General features: G+C 64.4%; 21 protein-coding genes and 1 tRNA gene. 3 read left to right on the forward strand and 19 right to left on the reverse strand.

From position 1 onward, the window contains the following. Positions 1–730 precede the first annotated feature (730 nt). Positions 731–1,264, reverse strand: coding sequence for an ImmA/IrrE family metallo-endopeptidase (locus tag EPN29_04035; protein TAN34126.1), 534 nt, complete (start codon positions 1,262–1,264; stop codon positions 731–733). Between EPN29_04035 and EPN29_04040 the strand changes: the two genes are divergently transcribed. Further along, complete coding sequence (locus EPN29_04040) at positions 989–3,214, forward strand: ThiF family adenylyltransferase (GenBank protein TAN34157.1); 2,226 nt, start codon at positions 989–991, stop codon at positions 3,212–3,214. The two genes, EPN29_04035 and EPN29_04040, sit on opposite strands and share 276 nt — an antisense overlap. A gap of 100 nt (positions 3,215–3,314) precedes the next feature. Here the strand turns inward: EPN29_04040 and EPN29_04045 are convergent, their stop codons facing one another. The 14 genes from EPN29_04045 to rpsF all read right to left on the reverse strand — a co-directional run bounded on the left by EPN29_04045 (position 3,315) and on the right by rpsF (position 15,416). Further along, complete coding sequence (locus EPN29_04045; protein TAN34127.1) at positions 3,315–4,280, reverse strand: hypothetical protein; 966 nt, start codon at positions 4,278–4,280, stop codon at positions 3,315–3,317. Between the two features lie 165 nt (positions 4,281–4,445). Next, positions 4,446–4,943, reverse strand: a complete 498-nt coding sequence (locus EPN29_04050; protein TAN34128.1) for a hypothetical protein — start codon at positions 4,941–4,943, stop codon at positions 4,446–4,448. A gap of 185 nt (positions 4,944–5,128) precedes the next feature. Further along, entirely contained in the window at positions 5,129–6,775 is a 1,647-nt protein-coding gene (locus EPN29_04055; protein TAN34129.1) for an adenylosuccinate synthase, read from the reverse strand. A gap of 12 nt (positions 6,776–6,787) precedes the next feature. Further along, positions 6,788–7,978, reverse strand: a complete 1,191-nt coding sequence (locus EPN29_04060; GenBank protein TAN34130.1) for an ImmA/IrrE family metallo-endopeptidase — start codon at positions 7,976–7,978, stop codon at positions 6,788–6,790. Positions 7,979–8,336: 358 nt separating this feature from the next. Then, positions 8,337–9,263 (reverse strand): hypothetical protein, encoded by a 927-nt coding sequence (locus EPN29_04065; protein TAN34131.1) that lies wholly within the window; start codon positions 9,261–9,263, stop codon positions 8,337–8,339. Positions 9,264–9,487: 224 nt separating this feature from the next. Next, a tRNA-Sec gene (locus EPN29_04070) sits at positions 9,488–9,587 on the reverse strand. Between the two features lie 18 nt (positions 9,588–9,605). Further along, entirely contained in the window at positions 9,606–9,935 is a 330-nt protein-coding gene (trxA, locus tag EPN29_04075) for a thioredoxin (protein ID TAN34132.1), read from the reverse strand. Further along, the gene (locus EPN29_04080; protein ID TAN34133.1) at positions 9,936–10,283 is read right to left on the reverse strand and encodes a hypothetical protein; all 348 of its coding nucleotides are present in this window, start codon (positions 10,281–10,283) and stop codon (positions 9,936–9,938) included. 16 nt (positions 10,284–10,299) lie between these two features. Then, positions 10,300–11,448 carry a DUF1015 domain-containing protein gene (locus EPN29_04085; protein TAN34134.1) on the reverse strand — a complete coding sequence of 383 codons (1,149 nt, stop codon included), beginning with the start codon at positions 11,446–11,448 and terminating at the stop codon, positions 10,300–10,302. Then, entirely contained in the window at positions 11,441–13,021 is a 1,581-nt protein-coding gene (locus EPN29_04090; GenBank protein TAN34135.1) for a phosphoglycerate dehydrogenase, read from the reverse strand. The genes EPN29_04085 and EPN29_04090 overlap by 8 nt, the downstream gene beginning before the upstream one ends. A gap of 10 nt (positions 13,022–13,031) precedes the next feature. After that, positions 13,032–14,192: an alanine--glyoxylate aminotransferase family protein gene (locus tag EPN29_04095; GenBank protein ID TAN34136.1), complete on the reverse strand. Its 1,161-nt coding sequence runs from the start codon at positions 14,190–14,192 to the stop codon at positions 13,032–13,034. A gap of 105 nt (positions 14,193–14,297) precedes the next feature. Further along, entirely contained in the window at positions 14,298–14,558 is a 261-nt protein-coding gene (gene rpsR / locus EPN29_04100) for a 30S ribosomal protein S18 (GenBank protein TAN34137.1), read from the reverse strand. Between the two features lie 9 nt (positions 14,559–14,567). Continuing rightward, a complete protein-coding gene (locus EPN29_04105) occupies positions 14,568–15,014 on the reverse strand; it encodes a single-stranded DNA-binding protein (protein ID TAN34138.1) in 447 nt (148 codons plus the stop codon). Further along, the gene (rpsF, locus tag EPN29_04110) at positions 15,015–15,416 is read right to left on the reverse strand and encodes a 30S ribosomal protein S6 (protein ID TAN34139.1); all 402 of its coding nucleotides are present in this window, start codon (positions 15,414–15,416) and stop codon (positions 15,015–15,017) included. 167 nt (positions 15,417–15,583) lie between these two features. Here rpsF and EPN29_04115 point away from each other — a divergent pair, with 167 nt between their 5' ends. Next, complete coding sequence (locus EPN29_04115) at positions 15,584–16,183, forward strand: hypothetical protein (GenBank protein TAN34140.1); 600 nt, start codon at positions 15,584–15,586, stop codon at positions 16,181–16,183. Here EPN29_04115 and EPN29_04120 read toward each other — a convergent pair. From EPN29_04120 to EPN29_04135, 4 genes are read right to left on the reverse strand one after another with little or no spacing between them, the layout of a single operon-like run. Further along, a complete protein-coding gene (locus EPN29_04120; GenBank protein TAN34141.1) occupies positions 16,167–16,799 on the reverse strand; it encodes an XRE family transcriptional regulator in 633 nt (210 codons plus the stop codon). The two genes, EPN29_04115 and EPN29_04120, sit on opposite strands and share 17 nt — an antisense overlap. A 44-nt stretch (positions 16,800–16,843) precedes the next feature. Next, positions 16,844–17,983 (reverse strand): aminopeptidase P family protein, encoded by a 1,140-nt coding sequence (locus tag EPN29_04125; protein ID TAN34142.1) that lies wholly within the window; start codon positions 17,981–17,983, stop codon positions 16,844–16,846. Then, a complete protein-coding gene (locus tag EPN29_04130; GenBank protein TAN34143.1) occupies positions 17,980–18,363 on the reverse strand; it encodes an HTH domain-containing protein in 384 nt (127 codons plus the stop codon). The genes EPN29_04125 and EPN29_04130 overlap by 4 nt, the downstream gene beginning before the upstream one ends. Before the next feature lie 24 nt (positions 18,364–18,387). Then, on the reverse strand, positions 18,388–18,612 hold the full coding sequence (locus EPN29_04135; GenBank protein ID TAN34144.1) for a hypothetical protein: 225 nt from the start codon (positions 18,610–18,612) through the stop codon (positions 18,388–18,390). Between the two features lie 169 nt (positions 18,613–18,781). Here EPN29_04135 and EPN29_04140 point away from each other — a divergent pair, with 169 nt between their 5' ends. Next, positions 18,782–20,806 (forward strand): elongation factor G, encoded by a 2,025-nt coding sequence (locus tag EPN29_04140; protein TAN34145.1) that lies wholly within the window; start codon positions 18,782–18,784, stop codon positions 20,804–20,806.

A 20,806-nucleotide genomic window follows, 5' to 3' on the forward strand; every position in this document is an offset into this window, starting at 1 on the left:
GCTCAGGCGCGCGCCGAGTTCGTCCAACTCGTCGAGCTCGGCTTCCTCGATCACCATGTCATCAACCTCCTCGTTTTTCCGAATGTCATACCAAGCGTCAGTGAAGAGATGAGCAATCCGCTGGATCGCAGCTTGGATGACATTCGGAAAAACGAGGAGGTTGATGACATGGTGATCGAGGAAGCCGAGCTCGACGAGTTGGACGAACTCGGCGCGCGCCTGAGCCACGCGTATGAACTGTCGGGTGAACCGCCTTCACTGGCGGCGATTGAGTTCGCTCAGTCGAGCGTGGCCCTCCCTGAGAGGACACCGGCCGATATCGCTCGGTTCAATGAGGGAGTCCGAAAACGAATCGACAGCGCGCTGCGCGAATCGACCGGCGCACCCAACATTGGTGCGTGGGTTCAGCAGGTGAGGCTGGGCGCATCCTTGGACGAAGCTGCTGCCGCTCATGAAACCGGCGTGGCCGTCCCCGCGTATCGACAGTTCGAGGCAGGAAAGATGCCTGTGTGGCGGCTACCGGCCAAGACGTTTGCGAGCTTCTGCAGGACGCTGGCGATTGATGTCGGCACGCTGCTTCGCTGGGCAAGCGTGTCGTCCCTCGGCGCACGCCGTGGTGTCTACGGGCGTCTCGATGTGCATGACGACGAACGGTCCGACCTGCTAAATACCCTGGCGGCCGATTCCGAGGATAAGTCCAGGGCAGAATTCGACCAGTGGCGCCGCGAGTTCATCGTCGCTTACGACCGGCCATCAGTAGACGACGTTCCCCCAGGACGATGAACAAGGTCTCTCGACTCACTTCGTAAACCCGTTCCCAGCGAGCCGGATCTGGATTTCGTTTCCAATCTCGAAGGAACCATGACCGCGGCAAGAGGATCTCACGAGCGAAGTGATGGGCCTCCTGCTCGAAGTCGGGAAGGTCGTCGAGCTCGTCAAGCTCCATGGGTTCTGGAAGCGTCGCAAGGTTCCAACAGGACTGCTCTCCATGATCGAGGACGCAGTGGCCCAACTCATGAGCCAGCGTGAACCGCCGGCGATTCTGGTTCCGGGGGGTCTCGATGAACAGTTCCGAGCTGAGGCGAATGGCCCAAGCACCGGCGTCGAAGTAACCCCAGCCCTTGGGGATCTTTCCCTCGGTGATTGCCAACCCCTGATCACCCACGAGCTTCTCGATGGGTACAGGAGGATCAGTGAGCAACGCCGCCTTGAGAAGGCGGTCGGCGTTGGCTCTGACATGCGCGCTGCGGTTGTTACGGACCATCGAATACGTAGTGGAGGGGTCGTGAAGCCCGCTCCAAATTCCCAAACGGAACCTAAGGAGAGTACATGTTGGAAGAGACGAAGACCGAGGTCGGTCATTTCGAAATTGAAGTTAATCGGGTCAAGTTCCGGGAGATTCACGAGCAGAGGACAGGACTGCAGATCAAGGAGGATGCGATCGCCGCGGGCGTCAAGATCAAGGTCACATACGTCCTGGATCTTGAGAGCGAAGACGGCAACGTCCGCGTCGCGGATGACAAGGTCGTCGAGATCCACTCGGGGCAGAAGTTCCTGGCTCACCCGGGAGGGTCGGATTCGTGACAGCCGATCAGTTCATCTCCGGAATCGAGCAACTCGGAGCCGTCGAGCGAAGGGCACAGCCCAACGGCCAGATCCTGGCTGTGCTGGAAGCCCAGCCTGTGCAAGGCACGGGCCGCAGGTCGCGGGTTGCCTTCATGCTGCCGACAGAGGTACAGGGCAGACCCCAGCACTACGTCGACGGCGACCTTCGCACCCGATCCGGTGGAGTGCCGGACAATTGGTCAACGACGGTAATGGGGACAGATGTGTTCGGGACCTGGTCATTCAACTGTCCGTGGGATCCGGCGTCCGATACCGCCGAGGCCCTCGCTCTGGCGGTGTTGTCGCAATGGGATCGCTGATGGCCGAGGTGCGTGGGGCCGAGCAGCTCGAGGCGGCTCTGAACGCCGTTCTCGCGAGCAACCGCGAGGAGTTGCTAATCGGATTGTGCAACGTCTCACAGATGGGCAACTGGTTGATGCTTGCGCAGGAGTGTCGGTTGGCCCGAGACAATGAAGTCAGGCGCGATGCGCGAGGCCTTCATTGGACTGGTGAGCTCACGTCGGAACTGCATGACGAGGCCCGGCGCTCCGGACGGGGGATTCTCCTGTTGCATGCCCACGGCGGTCGGGACCACGTACCCGGTCTTTCTGAGACCGATGCGTCCACCGTTGATGAGATCCTGCCCCACCTGGGCATGCTGCTGCCGGACGTTCCCCATGCCTATGTGGTCGTGAACACGACGCACGCAACAGGTTGGGCACAGTTGGATAACGAACGGCGCGCCCTCGATAGGGTCACGCTGGCGACCAACCCGCTACGGACTTGGACTAGCGAAGTCACGACCTGTGAGCCTGTTCACGCTCGAGATCAACGCCAGGCAGCGGCCTTAGGGGAGCTGGGCATCGCCAAACTGCGCCGCTCCACTGTTGGGATCGTGGGGGTCGGAGGGGCCGGCTCTCAAGTGGCTGAGATGCTCGCGCACGCCGGTATTGGTCGGCTTGTTTTCGTCGACCCTGACGCACTGGAGGACGTCAATCTGAGTCGGACGCATGGGGCATCGCCGGAGACCGTTGGTCAGCTCAAGGTCCAGAGTGCGAAGGCGATGGTCGAGCGCATCTCGCAAGAGACTGAGGTCCTTGCTGTCGCAGAGGCGTTTCCGACCAAGGCCCTGCTACACGATCTCCGCGACGTTAATGTCCTGGTGGCATGTGTTGATGGCGTTCAACCTCGCAACGAGCTCAATCGCTTTGCTCTTCGATACGCGATCCCACTGATCGATGTCGGCACCACCATCACGCCTGAGCCCTTCCGGGTCGACGGGCACCTGAGCCTGGTCATGCCAGGTAGCCAGTGCCTGCGCTGTGCCGGCCATGTCTCGGAGGCACTGCTCGGCGAAGAGATGGACGCTGCGCGTAAAGGTCGCTACGGACTCCACGAAGGTCGCCCGCAGGTGGTCTCCTTCAACGGCATCTTGGCGAGCGCGGCAGTGACAGAGGTCTTCAAGCTCGTCACCGGCTTTTCAGGAGAAGCTCCTGGGTCGCGAGAATGGCACTACGACCCAGTCCGCGGAGAGTTGCGGGCAGTTCGCCTAGCACCTGGCCGCTGCCGCGAATGCACGTGGTATGGAATGAAGGGCGATGCAGTTTAGGGACCGGCACGCTACAGAAGATCCACTTGATGGTGCTAGCGAGTGACCTCCAGGGCCCCGCAGGCGACTGGCCTCAATCGGAAGCGTGGCCTAATCGGCCTCAGGTCCCTCCAAGCCACCAGACAATGTCCTGCGGTTCGTACTCTGCGCCCATCATCGGGTCGCGCTCCAGCAGCTGCAAGCAATTAACCAGCGGATTGGGGAGAGTGGCGACGACACCGTCGGGGACCGCGACCTTGAAGGGAAAGCCAGGCTTCCCATAGTCGAGGGCATGCTGGCAGCCATCTAGTTGCGGCCTCCCAGCAGCCGCCTGTGCAATTTGGTGGAGGTGACGAATGAGTACGACGGCGGTGATGTTCGGGAATTTCACCGCCGAGTCATTTTCGTCACGAAGGAACGAGTTCTCGGTCAATAGGCCGGATAAAGGGTGCACCAACGCCGTGATCGGTTCGTAAATGTGGTCATCCCACATGATCACGAGGATGCCGACGAAGTTCGCATCGGCAGCCTTGAATGACGCGAACTTTGCATTAGCGCTGACGAGAAAGTCCTTGACAGGATTGTCGCGTGGTGGCGTTACGTCGGGACGTAACGGCAGGGATCCGCGATAGGTAGCCTGCACAGGCCTGGATTCCCTGTGCATTCGGTGCTCGGTCAGTCCGGGCGCCTTAACTTCGATTCCAATGTTCCCGGCGGGGCCGCGAATGATGATTTCTGGGTTTTTCTTGGACCCCGCGGCGGTCGGCTCGAGTTCAAATGTCGTTCCGGCCGGCCACCCGTCGAACAACACAACGTGTGACACGACGGTCGCCTCCGCGATCGCCTGCATCAGCTGCTCGAAGTCACGGGTGTCCTTCTTGCGACCGCTCACCGCAGACAGGGACTGTATGAGCCGCCGCGAGAATCCGGGCAACTTGGCGTCGGCACTTGCCGCGACGGTGGCCAGAGCATCGAATAGAGGCTCAATGCGGCCAGCACGCCACGAATCGGCGTGGAACCGGTACCAGTGCCAGGGCTGCTGCTCGATGGCGGCGCTGAGCGCGTCCAGAAACTCATTCTTAGTCAAGGCAACCCCTAGGAGCCGACAGCGGATGTGGCATTAGAGGGAGCCGCCAGCCGAGTACATCGTAGCCTTCAGATGGGCGATCCCTAGGACGATTTTCGCCGCATCGTCGGCTTTCGATGCTGGCGCCCCAGTTCCTCAGTAACGGACCACGGTATAGGCCCGCGCCTACTCTTGTGGCTGCTCAATGCGCTCGAGGACATGTGCACCTCGCATGCGGCGGACCTCGACAACATAGTCGGTGATATTGGGGACTGAATACTCCACGGCGAGTTCAACGATCACGTTTCGGGCCAGTCTTCGGCGCCTTAGGGCGGCAAACGGATACTCCGCCAGAGCCTGAAATGTGTCGAAATTTCGAGGGTGGGGGAAAGGGCGGGTTGCCCCACTGTTCATCGATGACAGCGTGATGTGCGCCAGGTGGTCGATCACCAGAGTCCGAGTGTCGACTACCAATACCGTATGCACCTGACCGCGATAAGGACGCGCATCAAGCATCGTAGCCAGTCGCTCCTCCGTTAGCCAAAAGAAAACGCGCCTATTCAGGAAGCGATACCAATCTGAAGGAGCGAGACCCGTGCCGACGAGTGCAGTCTCAACACTGGCGTCCGTCATTGGTTTCTGGTCACGGACGAATGCCTGGCCGTAGATGGCGTGTTCCAGCATCACGGTTTCAGGGCGACGGCGAGCCTCAAGCTCTTCTCTGGAGGCTTGCCCTACCTCGAATAGGTCTAGAAGGGCGGAGGTGCTACGCAAACCGTGTCGGGCAATGCTCGGCCAGCTCCCATCTGCAGCCATGTGGTACAGCAATGGGTGAAGCGCCACCAACTGTGCAACTTCTACCCCCCTCTTCACCAACTGCGGCGGTCGATGATGCTCACGTAGGGATAGTCGAAGCGAGTTGAAATAAGTGATACAGGCGCGGCGGTTACCCGCTCGACCTCCTCGATGAAGTTGATGGTGGCTTGGGTCAGCTGATCGAAACGACGTGCCTGGCGGTTCGTTATGTGAATGTAGTCCGCGAAGCTCAAAGCGATGTCAGTCGGTCCATTGATCGAGGCGGAACGCCGCAGCAGCCACCAATTGAACTCGGCGACACGTCGTTTGCGTTGTGTGGTCGAAGTCTTCTCATGCTGCCGCAGCTCACTGAGTGGAATCTCCGATCTGTCGGCCACGTCCTTCCACCTGATCTCCTTACCCATAGGCCCGGACTGGTAGCCCTTCTCATCGGGATTCTGGACTCGGATCGGATAGCTCCGCACGACCATGATGGATTTGCGCAAACGAGTAGGGGCAATACCCGCTTCAGATAAGCAACCTGCAACGCTGGTGTCACGAGACGTCACGTGCGGGTATTCGCCGTGATAAACACTGAGGCCGGTTCCCTGGGTACCCTCGACAAATACGAGTTCCCGGTGCTGGAAAGCATCATCCAAGATCTCCCGCGTATCTCGAACCCAGGGTGTGAGTTCTGGGACATCCCCGGCGAGCACCACTTTGCCCAACGACCGGGGTCGCGAAAGCCCCGGCGACAGGGCCCCTCGCATCAGCCGACGGGCGCTTGCCGCGCCAACCCCTTGGGCTGTCGACGCAATCCACTTCTTGAGGGTTAGTTCCTCGAACCTCGCGTCTTCTGGATCGATGATCATCGCCCTCGGATCTATCGACAGCCGACCGACTTCAAGTTCGCATCGGACAATCTCCTTGCGAAGATCGTTCACGTTCACCACCGCTCCGGGCGCGATTAGTAGCTTCGCGCTGCTGTTGCGGCTTCCGGATGGTAGCTGGTGGAAAGTGAACGGGCCCTCTTTCTCGAACACCTTGTGGCCCGCGTTGGGCCCGCCGACCCGAACGAGGTATGCATACTCAGGCGCTAGGTAGGACGCGATGTGACCCTTACCCTCGCTGCCCCACTGACCCCCCACGAGTACGTCAACCAACCGGGCATAAGACCGACCGAAGTAACCGAGTTGGGCCGCCGCCCGCACTAATACGTCGTCCTGCGAGGAGCGTTCTGTGTTCACCAGGATGTCTGCGATGTCGGCGAGGGTACCCACATCGCGCTCCGTATGATCACGCCGAGCGCGACTGTAATCGGCAAACTCTCGAAGTGGTCCGCCCCTGGCTTTGTATCGTTTCCCCAAGACCTCCAACGGCGCGGTCAAGTAGATGTGCACGACGCGGGCTCCAAAGGCTTCGCGGAAAGCGGTTATCTGGCCTGCCGTCCGCACCGCATCGACGGCTACGACCGCATCTTCCTCCAGGCTGCTAACGATTCGAACTACATCCTGAGCTACCCATTTGTGCTGGGTCTCAACATCGAGTTCCTCCCCTGCACGCTGCAGCGAGCCCCGCGTTTCTCTCAGCCGAGGAAACCTCTCCCTGACGAGTTGGCTGGTCTTCACTACATGAGCGCCGTACCGGTCGGCGAGGCCGGTGGCCAGCGTCGTTTTGCCGGCCGAGATGGGTCCGCTGAGAAGAATCACGCGCGCGGGCATTACTGCCTCCGGCTAGTGAGTTGGAGGGGACGCTGGTTCACCCGGACGGGGCAGGTCGTACACAGTTACTAAGACGCCGCGAGCGCATACCTCTTGGCCGATTAACTCTTCGATGATGCCCCAGGAACCCCCTGCTTGGCCTGCGCCGATCCGCGGCATGTGAACGGATGCGCTGTGCGCGAGCGCGTGATCGGCGAGCCGCACCAGGCATGACTGCAATGGGCCATACCGCAGCCTCGGCGTGATGGATGGCCCGTAGCCCTCCTGGCAAATCATGCTGAGGGCCCAGAAGTTCGACGAAACTCTGCAGAGGCGGCTCTCACCCAGCTTGAACAACGGCCTATTTAGGCGGACCCATTGGCGGAAGTCGTTCTGGACGACCGGCCATCGTTCCCGCATGGCCTGGGCGAAGCCTCGACCGCCCCAGTTCGGAGTGGCGTCGTTGACGACGTGCGCAATAATGCCCGGCTCTTCCGAGGCCGCGCTGAGAGCGTCGCCAAGCACGTAACTGATTCCCAGTGGTGCGCTGCGAGTCGCGTTATCGGCGATGCGTACCAACCCGACAACTCGTGGCCACGCAGAGCCTGGATACGGCGACACTCCAACGCATTCCAGGCTGACCCGATGTTCACCCCAAGCCTCAGTTCTCTGCACGGCGAAGCCGATTGCAGTGCACTCGGCCACGGCAGTGCCAAGCGGAAGCAACGCCCCACGGTGCAGGAACACAGGCGACGCATTCGAAGCGATCAGGTAGTCGAGTCGGTAACTTCCCTCGTGTGCCCCAGATTCGATCCTCGATGTACAGAACATGGCGACCGGCTCGCTGGACAATCGAACGGCACGAATCAGGACAGCCTCCGCAGACACACCATAGATCTGCCTTAGGTCAAGCAGTCGGCCAATAGACAGATCCTCCCTGCGGAGCTCGGGGAAGCTGCCAGTGGGCATGAGAAACTCTGCCGCTCCGATGTTGCAGAGTGCCTCTAGCTGCCACTCGTCGGCGGTCAGCTCGTGGTACGCGGCTCGGTTACGGACGTGCTTCGCGCAATCGGGAAAGAGCGTATGCGCCAGCTCATGAGCGACCGAGTATCGCAGTCGCGCCCTCGGACGGTTAGGGTTCATCTCGATCGTCAACCGGCCCTGCACGTCCGCAACCGTGCGAGCATCCCGAACAGCTTCCTTGCCAATGACTTCGATGCCCATCAATTGGGCGAGTTTTAGAGGATCGAAGGGTGGCCCAGACCAACCTCGGTCGATCGCCTTCACGACCGTAGCCCGTGCTTTTCGGACGACCGCATCCACGGGATCTTCGGAGCCGGCCAAGCTTCTTACGGACTCGTTGGTCCATCGCTCTTGAGTTTGTTGCACTAGCGGATCTCCACCTGCGTCACCACGCAGGAGCAAACTCTTTTAGGCGGCGTCGGCAGCATAGCCCAGGCCCGGCTCATTTATTGCCCCCCGAAGGTCGTGGCAGTGGCGCACGGCCTGCCTCAAGGTTGACCTCACTCGATATTTCGACCAATTGTCGGACCCGGAGCCGCGCTGATTATTGGCGTGCAGGTCAGAACGGGGATCGCAAGTCCACGTCCCTGGCCAGGTCGCCCTTGTCCAGGTGGACATAGCGCATCACCATCACATAGGTGGTGTGGCCGAGGATGCGACGCAGACGCTCGATCTCCCCACCCTGGCGGAGGTACTCAGTCGCGTAGGTGTGCCGGAACTTGTGTGCCCGAACTCCGAAGCCGACGCGGTGGCGGATTCGGCGGAAGAGCTCGGACAGGGTGAGCGCGCCCACCGGCCGACCGTCGGAGAGGACGAGTAGGGCACGCTCGTTAGTCTCGGGGCGCCAACGGTTCAGGTAGCGGACAAGTTCCCGGCGTAGCCGGCTGCTGATGGGAACCCGGCGGAACTTGGCGCCCTTGCCGCTGCGGATCTTGAGGAAGGTGACCTCACCTTCATCCTCGACATCGTCGATCGTGAGAGCGCAGAGCTCTGCAAGGCGCATGCCGGTGCCGAGCAGGATCTGGATCGCCAGGGTGGCCCAGCCTGGCGGCGTGGCGGCGAAGATGGCGTTCAACTGCTCAGAGCTGTAGGTCTCCATCTCCTTTTCCGGCACCTTGGGCGCCCGCATCCGCAACAACGCGACGTCGACCGAGTAGTGCTCGCGCTGAGCCCAGCTGACGAGCGCCTTGAGCGTCTCGAAGAAACCGTGGATCGTGTTCGGCGCCAGCCCCCGATCACGGAGTTCGCCGAGGAAACGCCTGAGCTCGAAGGCGGTCAGCTCGGAGAGCCTGGTTGCGTTGCTGGCGGCGAGGTAGGAGCGCATCTTCTGCGCGTACCAGTCGATGGTCCGGGGACTTCGGCCCATGACCTTGAGCTCGAGCAGCCACTCGCGGACCAGAGCTTCGAGGGCAACATCACCGCTGTGCTCCGCCGCCGGTTCGAGCCGAGACTCCGCGAGCGGCCGGGGAATTGACGCCGGCAACACATTTCGCGGTCGGCCACGCACTCCCTCCGGCTCCCGGGTCAGGTTTCCGAAGTCGCGTACGGTTTTTGAAAAACCCAACGGTTTCGGGGTAGTTATTCGCGCAACTGCCACTGGTCTGCCTCCTCCTGGACCCTGGTTTTACAGGTGCCCTAAACGACGAAAAACCGGCCCCGAGGACCGGTTTCCGTATTCAACTTACCTTGGAAGAGGGCTTCAAGAAAGTCTGGCGGGGATGGATGGGAATCGAACCCACCCAGGACGCCTCAGCAGCGCCCCGCAAACGGTTTTGAAGACCGCGGGAGGCACCAGCCTCCGAACATCCCCAGCGCCGCGGGCGCTGGGCTAGATTAGCGCCTCGAGCTTCGCCTTTAGATCGCCCTTCATGTTCGGGCGGTAGCCAACCGTCCGCTCGGCGGGCTTGCCATCTTTGAAGATGATCACCGTCGGGATGGACATGATCCCGAGCTGCATCGGCACCGACGGATTCTCGTCGATGTCCATCTTCATGACCTTGACCTTGTCTCCAAGCTCACCGTGGATCTGCTCGACGATGGGGGCGATCATCCGACACGGACCGCACCAGGTCGCCCAGAAGTCGACCAGCACCGGCTTGTCGGCCTTCAGCACCGCGTTCTCGAACTCGCCGTCAGTCACCGCTTGGATGTTTGCCATCTAGGACGTCTTCTCCGTTTTGGAATCTGACTTGGCCTCTGATTTCGCTTCCGGCTTCGACTCGGACTTCGTCTCAGGCTTGCTCTCCGAGCCCCCTCCCGAACTGGGGGCCGAGCCGTCGCTGGCTGCCGAGCCGTTGCTGGATGCCGAACCATTGCTCCAGCCGTTGGATCCCTTGTAGTCGGTGGTGTAGTACCCGCTGCCCTTGAAGATCACGCCGGCGGGGTAGAGCATCTTGGCCAGCTTGCCCTGACACTTGGGGCAGGTCTTGAGGGGCTCGGCGGTGATCCTCTGCAGGATCTCGAACTGGTGGCCGCAATTGTCACAACGGTAACCGTAAGTGGGCATCTCTTGGGATACCTAACTATAGACGCCGGTCTGGATCGAGACGGTGGAACACCATTCCGGACGGCGGCTTGGGATAGAAATAGGTGCTCTTCTGGGGCAGCGTCTTCCCTTCCTGGGCCAGCTTCAATACGTGGCGCAGGTCGGGCGCATCCACGAAGAAGGCGGCGGCGCCCACCCCTTCGTCCACCCAGCGCACGGCTTCGGCCGCGTCCCGCGTGTACAGGAGGAAGTCCTCGGGGTTCTTTTTGCCCAGTATGTTGTCGATCACCTGCTCATGTAACTCCACCAGGGCCATCTCCCCTTCCATCGGCAGCACCTGGAAGTGATGATCGCGGTAGGTGCCGGCCGCCACCCGGCCGCGGAGCGCTTCGAGCGTCTCCTCGAGCGACGCCTCCTCCTCACCACCGGTGACGGCGACCCCGGCCTTCAGGACCCGATGGGTGGGCAGGACCTCGAGGCCGGCGTCATTCAGGTCGGTGAGCAGCGCCAGGGTGAACCGGGAGGCCGCGTCCTGCTCGCCGCCCATCTGTTCCGCATGCATGAGAGTGGTCTCGTATCGGTGGTGACCGTCGGCGATGAGCACGGGCAACTCCTCGAAGGCGGCGTGGAGCGCCGCATGGATCGCGGCGTCGGAGATCACCCATAGCCGGTGACTGGTCCCCTCCGGGCCCGTGAACGCGACCGCCGGCGCCCCGCTCACAACCGCCTCCAGGATGGACGCCACCCCGGTACCGCCTCCCTCGTACAGGAACCACAGCGGTTCCAGGCTGACGTTCGTCGACCGCAGGAGCGCCAACCTGTCTTCTTTCGGGCCTCGGTGCGTGCGCTCGTGAGGCAGCACGACCCGGTCCTCATACGGCTGCAGCCGCAGCGCGGCGACGAGGTCCCGGCGGCGGCGGCCGTTGAAATCCACCTCGTGCACGTACATCGACGGCGGATCGGCCGCCAACACGCCGTCGCGCAGCCATTCCTCGAAAGTCCGGGCCGCCCCGTCGTAGTCGGTGCCAGGCCGGGTCAGCCGGACGACGTTGTAGGGCGAAAGCGCCCGGTACCCCGCCAGGTCCTGCTCCGGGATGACGTCGTAAGGTGGCGCGACCAGCGAGCCTAGATCGCCGGCCCGCTCCAGGTGGTACCGGATCCCGGGCAGCGCGCGGACGTCAGCTATCGGACTCGCCTCCGAGCTCGACGTAACGAAGGTCCGACATGCCCGCCACCTCCCGGAGCCGCGCCAGCACCTCCGGCGCCACGCGGTCGTCCACGGCCAGGATCATCATCGCGTTGCCTCGCGGCACATCGCGACCCACCTGCATGCTCGCGATGTTGACGTCATGCTCGCCCAGGATCGTGCCGAACTGTCCGACGACCCCTGGACGGTCCTCGTGCCGGCTGACGAGGAAGCGTCCTTCGGGAACGAGGTCGACACGGAATGAGTCGATGCGCACGGCACGCGGCTCGCCCATCAGGACCGTGCCGGCCAGCTCGTGGTCGTGCATGCGCAACGTGACCAGGCTCGCGTAGCTGCCATGCGCCGGGCTGCGCCTCTCGACCAGCTTCACGCCGCGGCCGGAAGCGATCAAGCGCGCGTTGACGGGGTTGATGCGGTCCTCAGTGAACCGCTGGAGCACACCCTTGACGGCGGCGGCGACGAGGAGGTTGACATCATGCTCGGCCAGCTCACCTTCGAAGTCGAGCTCGATCGCGCTGACGCGGCCGCCGAATAGCTGGACGTGCAGGGCGGCCAGGCGTTCCGTGAGGCTGGCGAACGGACGCAGGTAGGCGAGCTCCTCCGGCGGTAGGGACGGAGCGTTGATCGCGAACCGCGGCAGTTCGCCCGCCAGCACGGCGGCCACCTCCTCCGCGACGTCGAAAGCGACCGAGACCTGCGCCTCCACCGTGGAGGCGGCGATGTGGGGCGTGCCGACGAAGTTGGGCAACGTGAGCAGAGCGTTCTCGCCGGGCGGCTCCTTTTCGAACACGTCCGCCGCGGCGGCGGCGATCCGTCCTGACTTGAGCGCCTCGAAGAGCGCGGCCTCATCGACGATGCCGCCGCGAGCGGCGTTGACAAGGCGTGCCGTCGGCTTCATCAGCGCGAGTTCGGAGGCGCCGATCAGATTGCGATTCGCATCGACGAGCGGGACGTGCACGGTGACGAAGTCCGCTCGCTCGAGCAGCTCGTTCAGAGTCACAAGCGCGACGTTGAAGAGCTCGGCGCGCTCGACCGAGACGATCGGGTCGTAGGCGACGACCTCCATCTCCAGGCCGTGCGCACGCTTGGCCACTTCGGAGCCGACATTGCCCAGCCCGATGACTCCAAGCGTCTTGCCCCGGATCTCGGTGCCGAGAAATTTCGCGCGCGTCCACTCCCCGCGCTTCAACGAGGCGTCCGCCTGCGGCACCCAACGCGCCAGCGCGAACATCAGCGCCATCGTGTGCTCCGCGGCGGCGACGATGTTGCCGCGCGGCGCATTGACGACGACGATCCCCTTGCGAGTGGCGGCGGCGACGTCGATGTTGTCCACGCCCACGCCGGCGCGCCCGACGACGCGAAGCTTCCGGCCCGCCTCGAGGATCGGCCCGGTGACGCGGGTCTCGCTCCGCACCACCAGCGCATCGAACTCGGGGATGCGCTCGACCAGTTCCGCCTCAGCGAGCTTGCTGACGACTGTGACCTCGCCCACCTGCCGCAAGCGTTTGAGGCCGTCCTCCGCCAGAGGGTCGGCGACCAGGATCCGAGGCACGCTCGCCCTGCTAGTGCGCAGAGGCAGGGAGGCCCTGCAGTGAAGCCGTGACGGCGGCCACGCCGCGCCCGCCGGCGGGCGCGATGTCCAGCTCCTCCAAAGCCTGCTCGATCGCCCAGAGGACCTGGACCACATCGCCCTCGGCCACCGCGCCCAGGTGTCCGACACGAATCAACTTGCCGGACATCTTGCCCTGGCCGCCGCCGACCACGACCCCGTACTTGCCACTCAGCAGCTTGCGCAAAGCACCGACGTCAAGCCCTGGCGGGGGCACGGCCGAGGTCACGGTGTTGGAGCGATACCCCTCCTGCGCGAACAGGTGGAAGCCGAGAGCCTGCAGCCCGGCCTGCGTCGCCCGCGCCAGTCGCGCGTGGCGCTCGTAGACCGCGTCCAGACCTTCCTCTTCCAACATCCGCAGGCCTTCCTGGAGGGCGAATGCGATGCCGATCGCCGGGGTGAAGGGCGTCATCCCCTTCTCGGCCCAGGTTTTGGCCGCCTTCCAGTCGAAGTAGAACCGCGGGGAGCGCGCCTGCGCCTGCTGCGCCCACGCCCGTTCGCTGACGCTGACGAAGGCCATGCCGGGAGGCGCCATCCAGCCCTTCTGCGAGCCGCTGACCGCGACGTCAATACCCCACTCGTCGGTCTCGATCGCGATCGAGCTGATGGAGCTGACCCCGTCGACGACGACGATCTTGCCGGCGTCGTTGGCGACCCGCGCCAGCTCGCGCAGCGGGTTGGTGAGACCGGTCGAGGTCTCGTTGTGCGTAAGCAGGACGACCTTTGCTTTCGGGTGGCTTTCGAGGACACGGGCGAGGTCGTCCGGGTCGACGGGTTGCCCCCACTCGACTTCAAGCCGCACCACGTCGGCGCCGTAGGCGGCGGCCAAGGCGGCGAAGCGCTCGCCGAAGTTTCCGCACAGGGCGGCGACGACCTCATCCCCCGGCGAGACCAGGTTGGCGACCGCCGACTCGAGCCCGCCGGTCCCAGAGCAGCTCAGAAGCAGCAGGTCGTTGGCGGTCTTGAAGACGCGCTTCGCGCCGGCGGTGATCTCCGAGAGGATCGCGGCAAATTCCGGCCCGCGGTGATCGACCATCGGGCGGCTCATGCTGCGCACGACACGGTCTGGGAGAGGCGTCGGTCCGGGAATGCGAAGCTGGGTCTGGAAGGTCATGGGCGCGCTCCAACTGTGGATTGAGACAGCACCATGATTCTATCGGCCGACCGGCCGTTGACGCATTGCGCTATAGGCGGGGCGATCATCCGGATCGCCCCGTGCCTAGTGCTGCTCGGTGGTGTACGGAAGCAAGGCGATCGCCCGGGCGCGCTCCAGGGCGGTGGTCAGCGGGCGCTGATGCCGGGCGCAGGTGCCGGTCACCCGGCGGGGCAGGATCTTGCCCCGGTCGCTCACGAACCTCCGCAGGCGGGAGATCTCCTTGTAGTCGATGTAGCTGATCTTCTCCACGCAGAAGCTGCAGACCTTGCGGTGCTGCCGCTTGGGCGCTCTCGAGCTGTCACGCGGCGGGCGGTTGACTGCCATTCGTGTCTCCTAAAAAGGGATCTCGTCCGGGTCGACGTCACGCGGCGCGTCGTCCGGGGCGGGGATGTCGTCATGGTGAACCGCGGCGCCGGCCTGGCCGGCTCCGGACGAGCCACGCGGCTCGAGAAACTGCACGTCGTTGGCGATGATCTCGGTCACCCGCCGCTTCTGGCCGTCCTGACCTTCCCACGAACGGGTCTGGATGCGGCCCTCGACGAAGACCAGCGCGCCCTTGCGCGTGTACTGGGCAACCGTCTCGGCCAGGTTTCGCTTGCCGATCGGGTACGCGACGATGTTGTGGTAGTCGGTGAACTCCTTCCGCTCGCCATCAGGTCCGGTCGACCAGCGGTTGGTGGCGATGCTGAAGTTGGTCACCGCGGTCCCACTCGGGGTGTAGCGCATCTCCGGGTCCTTGGTCAGCCGGCCGATAAGCAGTGCCTTGTTCAGATTGGACATCTACGACTCCTCCCGATCCGCACCAACCACCGGTTCCGCCACCGCATCAGACCCGACCGCGACAGGCTCCGGCACAACCTCCGCCGGCGGCGGCACAACGGGGGCCGGGGCAGGCTTCTCCGGCTTGCGCACGATGAGGTGCCGCAGCACCTCTTCGCTGATCTTCAGCGCCGACTCGAGCTCGGGGACGCGCTCGGGCGCGAACTGGAAGTCCTGGAGGACGTAAGCGCCCTCCTTCTGGTGCTTGACCTCGTACGCGAGCTTGCGCTTGCCCCAGACGTTGGTGCGCTCGACGGTGCCGCCGGATCTCTCGATCAGCGTGTTGACTCGCTTCACCGCCTCCTGGACCTTGTCGTCGTCCAGGTCGGCGCGAACGATGTAAAGAACCTCGTAATCCCGCAACGGGGACCTCCTTCCTATGGGTTCAGGCCCCGTTCAGATCGATGGCGAGTGCCACCGGCCGAGGCCAGAAAGGGCAGACCGGTATTCTACCAGGCTGAGTGGCGAGCAAAACCCGTAACAAGGCGGCGGCGCGAACCGGCAAGGGCCCAGGTGGACGTCGATCGCCGGTGAAGGTGAAGAGCGGGCCCGACATTCTGCTGCTTCCGGTCGCGGTCGGCGCCATCCTGTTGGCGTTGGCGATTGGTTTGGTCGTCTATGTCGTCGCCAGCAACAAAGGCCCGGCGCTGCCGGCGGCCGCGGCCGGCATCCCGTGCGACCAGCTGGAGCACACGCAGGTCCATTACCACGCCGCCATCCAGATCATGGCGGACGGCAACATCCACCCGATTCCGGCGGACATCGGCATCGGCGGCGACCCGGCCCAGCCCACCTGCTTCTACTGGCTGCACGTCCACGGCGCCAATCCCAACGTCATCCACATCGAGTCGCCGGCCAACCGCACGTTCACCCTGGGCGACTTCTTCGCCGTCTGGAGCAGCTGGTCCGGGACCAAGCAGCCCCTCGACGCGACTCACGTCTCCACCTTCACCCTGACGCCGGAGCAGAAACTCGTGACCTACATCGACCTGGGCGACGGCAAGGGCGCGCAGCCGTACACAGGCGACCCCAAAGACATCGTCCTCAAGGCGCACGAGGTGATCACGCTGGAGATCACCCCGCCGGCCGTGACCCCGCCGCCACCCTTCACCTTCACCTCCGGTCTGTAACGGGGAGCACCTCGAGGAGAACACGAGCCGCTCGGTAGTGCTCCAGCGCGTCATGGCTGTTGGCCGCGCGCTGGGCTCTGTCCCCGAGTCGCAGGTGCACGTTGATCGCATCCTGGATGCCGCTGCCGGCGCCGATCCGTTCGCCGCGCTCGATCGAACGCAGACGTCGGAGCCGCTGGCGGTCGCGATGCGCCGTGATCAGCTCCTTTTCCACGGCCAGCACCTCGCGGGCCTCCTGATCGCGCTCTAATGAGAACAGGGCCTGGGCCTGGCAGAGCCGGGCATCCGTGCCGAGCGGCCACTCGGAGGAGTCGATGGCCGGCCGAAGAGCGGCCAGGGCCCGGCGGCCGTCACCACGCGCGAGCAGCACGCGGCCCTTTTCCAGCGCCAGCTCCCGCTCGACGCCGGGCAGGCGGCCTTCGAGCAGGTAGTCGACCACCGTGCCGAGGCGCCCGGCGATGACCCTGAGCACGCGGGTGGAGGGCTGGCTGCGGCCAAGCTCGACCTGATTGAGAAAGGCGCGGCTGAAGTCGCCGCCGCTGACCTTCGCAAGGCTCATCCCGCGTTCCTGCCGCACGCGGCGGATGCGCTCGCCGAGAGTCTCGACTCGAGGCACATGCGCATGATACGCAATGTAAAGCGGAGGTTTACAGCGCTCCGCTACTGGAGGTAGTCGCGCGGGTCGAGGCTTCGGGTGAGAGCGGTGAAGTTCTTGAAGCCGTCCCTGGTCACCATCCCCGTGTCCTCGATGCGCACGCCGCCCAAACCGAGGAGGTAGAGGCCCGGCTCGACCGTGACCACGTCGCCTTCCTGCAGCGGGTTCTCAGCCGGGCCGCGCAGCGCCGGGTCCTCGTGCACGTCCAGCCCGACCCCGTGACCGGTGCTGTGGTTCATCCTGGCCCCACCGTCGGCGCCTTCGTAGCCTTTGGTGGTGGTCCCGTAACCGCGGTCGACCAGGACCCGGCACACGCGGTGGTGGACGTCGCGGCCGGCGGCCCCTTCACGGATCGATTCGATGCCGGCGTCCAGAGCCTGGAGCACGGCGGCGTGCATGCGCCTGATCTCATCGGGGATGTCGCCGACGACCACGGTCCGCGTCAGGTCGCCGTGGTAGTGGCTGGCTCGGCTCGAGGGAAAGATGTCGATGATCACGGGGCCGCCGGCCCTGATGGGCCCCTCGCCCCGGAAGTGCGGCATGGCGCATTCGGGCGAGCCGGCGACGATCATGTCCGGGCACGTGAAACCCTTCTCGCCGAGGAGCAGCTGAGCGCGCGCGTAGAGGCGCTCAGAGGTCAGCGGCCGGTCCTCCAACCACAGCACCCCATCCTTGATGTCCGCTTGCGCCAGCTGGCTCACGACCTCGGTCACCGCCGCCTCGGCGGCGCGCTGCGCCGATTCGATGGATCGCGCCTCTTGGGCGGATTTCTGCCGGCGCTCGGCCCGGAACAGCTCGCGATCGACCTCCACCTCGAGGCCCGCGGCGCGCAGCTCCTCCAGGTAGGCGGCGTGCAGGCGCGGCGAGACGCGGGCGGTCTCCAATCCCCTCTCCCGCAGCAGCTTTGCCGCCAACCGCGCCCAAGACACATATGGCCCTGAGTCCTCGAACCCGGCCGCCTCGAGGTCAAGCGTCGTGCGCGCCTTGCCCTGAGCGCGAGCGCGGTCGATCTCGAGCGGGCTCGTGACCAGCACGTCGTCGCCGTCAGCGAAGCGGATGTACAGGCCGGTTTCGACGCTGAACCCCGAGGCATAGATGAAATCCGAGTCACCCTCTCCACCCGGAACCAGGACCACCGGCTTCATCGGGCGGCCCTGGCGTACCGCTCGATCGCGGTGGCGAACAGAGATGCGAGGGCGGCCGGCGCGAGCGAGTCCACCTCTTCGGTCACCCGCGCCGCAAGGCCCTGGGGGAGCTGCTTTCGCAGCAGCTCGAGGTGCTGCTCGTATACGCCGCCGAGTGAGCGATGCCCGGTCCGACCCTCCAGGTTCAGCTTCTCCTGCACCTCGTAGCCTCCTGTGTAAGCGATCTCGTAGCCGAGCCCGCGCAGCTGGACGAGGTCGCGGCGCAACGTGCGTTCCGACACGCCGGCACGTTCAGCGAGCTCGAGGGGGTTGAGACCGGGTTCGGCGATGACGGCGGAAAGGATGCGTAACAGGCGGGCGAGCCGGCGGGCGCGGTTCACCCGGCCCCAGTCAAGAGAGGCCGGCTAGCCTATTTCTTCCCAGGAGGTGGCGTTGCCCTCAAACGGGTCGGTTTCGGCCTCCTCCTGGTTCCCCACCTTCTGGTGGAACCGGCTGGCGATCATCTGGTAGGCCATCGCCTTGGGGATGCCCAGCTTGGTGAGCGACTTGACCTCGTCGGCCATGACCTTGTCGCGGGCGGACTCGACGGCAGCCAGGATCTCTTCGATGGACGCCGTCTTCTTGACCATAGGTATCAGATGATACCCAAGCCACTTCCTTTCATAACCTCGCGTGCCGCTCAGCTCCCAATGTGGCCGGGGAGCGTCCCGCAAGCAGGATTCGGAGATCTCCAGATCTGCCCGCGCCCTTTTAGACTTGTCGTTCGTGCCTGCCACTCCGTAGGTGCTGGGGGTCCGGATGCCGACTGAGTACGCCCTGGACAAGATCCGAAACGTGGTCCTTTTGGGCCATTCGCACGACGGCAAGACCATGCTCGCCGAGGCGATGCTGTTCGCCTCCGGCGCCATCGCCCGGCTGGGCGCGCCCGACCAGGCCACCGCGACCATGGATTTCGAGCCCGAAGAGCAGAAGCGCAAGATCTCGATCAACCTCGGGGTGGGCTTCGCCGAGCACAACGGCTACAAGATCAACATCCTCGACGCTCCGGGCTTCTTCGATTTCGCCGGCCAGGTCCTGAGCGGGCTGCGGGCGGCCGAGGGGGCGGTCGTCGTCGTGGGCCCGGGCTCCCAGCTCGCGGTCGGCACGGAGATCGCCTGGGAGCACTGCAACCGGGCGAGCAAGCCGCGGATCGTCGTCGTCAACAAGCTGGACAAGGAGAACTCGGACTTTTACGGCGCTGTGGCGGCGATGCGGGAGCACCTTTCGCCACGGCCGTTCCCGCTCCATCTGCCCATCGGCGCCGAGCACGAGTTCCGCGGCATCGTCGACCTCCTGCACCTCAAGGCCTTTGTGACCACGCCCGACGGCAAAGGCAGCGAGGTGCCGATCCCGGATGACATGAAAAAAGTCGTCGACCAGTACCGCGGCCAGCTCGTCGAGGCCGCGGCTGAAAGCGACGACTCGCTGCTCGAGAAGTACCTGGACGCCGGCACGCTGAGTGAGGACGAGATCCAACGCGGGTTGCGGGAGGGGATTCTCGCCGGCAAAGTGGCGCCGGTGGTGTGCTGCTCGGCGACGAAGCTGCTGGGTGTGCGGACCCTCATGTCCACCATCGCCGAGCTCCTGCCGCCACCGGATGCCGCACCCGACAAACCGGCCAAGGCCCTGGTGTTCAGCACCGGCGGCGACCAGTTCGGCCGCGTCAGCTATTTCAAGGTCGTGTCCGGCGCGATCCAAGCCGACCAGCACCTCGCGAACCTCAGCCGCGGAGGCGAGGAGCGGCTCGCGCAGATCTTCTTTCCGCGCGGCAAGGAGCACATCGCGACGACCGAGGTGCGAACCGGGGACATCGGCGCCGCCACCAAGCTGGCCCACGCCCTCACCGGCGATACGCTGGGGATCAAGGACGGCGCCCTGCCGCCGGCGATCGAGTTCCCAGGGCCGGCGTACACACTGGCGATCACGCCCAAGGCCCGAGGCGACGAGGAGAAGATCTCCAGCGGATTGGCGCGCCTCAGCGAAGAGGATCCGACCCTGCACGTGGAGCGGGTGGAGGAAACCAAGCAGCTCGTCATCGCCGGGCTCGGTGACGTCCACCTCGACGTGACGCTGGAGAAGCTGAGGCGAAAGTACGGAGTGGAGGCGACCACGCAACTGCCGCGCGTCGCGTACCGCGAGACGGTGCGGGGCCACGCACGCGCCGAGGGACGTCATGTCAAGCAGTCGGGCGGTCACGGCCAGTACGGCATCTGCGTGATCGAGGTCTCCCCGACCCCGCGCGGTGAGGGTTTTGTTTGGGAGGACAAGATCTTCGGGGGCTCGATCCCGCACAACTTCCGTCCCTCGGTGCAGAAGGGGATCGTCGACACCATGGCCAAGGGAGTGGTCGCTGGCTACCCGATGGTCGACGTCAAGGTGACGCTGGTCGACGGCAAGTACCACGCCGTCGACTCCAATGACATGGCGTTTCAGATCGCGGGGTCGGTGGCCATCCGCAAGGCGTCTCTCGACGCCGGACCGGTGCTGCTGGAGCCCGTCGTCGAGGCGACCATCACGGTGCCCGAGAAGAATCTCGGGGACATCATGTCGGACGTCAACGGCCGGCGGGGCAAGATCCTGGGGACGGAGCCTGACGACGGCTATCAGAAGGTGCGAGCCACGGTCCCGGAGTCCGAGATGCTCCGATTCGCCCTCGACCTGCGCTCCATCACCCAGGGCCGGGGCACCTTTCAGAAGAAGTTCTCACACTATGACGAGATGCCCGCGCACCTGGCCAAGACGATCATCGAAGAGTTCCAGAAGCAGCACGAAGCCGCCAGCTGA

Source organism: bacterium, assembly GCA_004299235.1.
Classification (GTDB): Bacteria; Chloroflexota; Dormibacteria; order Dormibacterales; family Dormibacteraceae; genus SCQL01.

Bases quoted from the DNA above. Each gene is read 5' to 3' on its own strand.
- EPN29_04040 (TAN34157.1), top strand. From the start codon at position 989: ATGATCGAGGACGCAGTGGCCCAACTCATGAGCCAGCGTGAACCGCCG.
- EPN29_04035 (TAN34126.1), bottom strand. From the start codon at position 1,264: ATGGTCCGTAACAACCGCAGCGCGCATGTCAGAGCCAACGCCGACCGC.
- EPN29_04050 (TAN34128.1), bottom strand. From the start codon at position 4,943: ATGCTGGAACACGCCATCTACGGCCAGGCATTCGTCCGTGACCAGAAA.
- EPN29_04055 (TAN34129.1), bottom strand. From the start codon at position 6,775: ATGCCCGCGCGCGTGATTCTTCTCAGCGGACCCATCTCGGCCGGCAAA.
- EPN29_04060 (TAN34130.1), bottom strand. From the start codon at position 7,978: ATGGGCATCGAAGTCATTGGCAAGGAAGCTGTTCGGGATGCTCGCACG.
- trxA (TAN34132.1), bottom strand. From the start codon at position 9,935: ATGGCAAACATCCAAGCGGTGACTGACGGCGAGTTCGAGAACGCGGTG.
- EPN29_04080 (TAN34133.1), bottom strand. From the start codon at position 10,283: ATGCCCACTTACGGTTACCGTTGTGACAATTGCGGCCACCAGTTCGAG.
- EPN29_04095 (TAN34136.1), bottom strand. From the start codon at position 14,192: ATGACCTTCCAGACCCAGCTTCGCATTCCCGGACCGACGCCTCTCCCA.
- rpsR (TAN34137.1), bottom strand. From the start codon at position 14,558: ATGGCAGTCAACCGCCCGCCGCGTGACAGCTCGAGAGCGCCCAAGCGG.
- EPN29_04105 (TAN34138.1), bottom strand. From the start codon at position 15,014: ATGTCCAATCTGAACAAGGCACTGCTTATCGGCCGGCTGACCAAGGAC.
- EPN29_04125 (TAN34142.1), bottom strand. From the start codon at position 17,983: ATGAAGCCGGTGGTCCTGGTTCCGGGTGGAGAGGGTGACTCGGATTTC.
- EPN29_04135 (TAN34144.1), bottom strand. From the start codon at position 18,612: ATGGTCAAGAAGACGGCGTCCATCGAAGAGATCCTGGCTGCCGTCGAG.
- EPN29_04140 (TAN34145.1), top strand. From the start codon at position 18,782: ATGCCGACTGAGTACGCCCTGGACAAGATCCGAAACGTGGTCCTTTTG.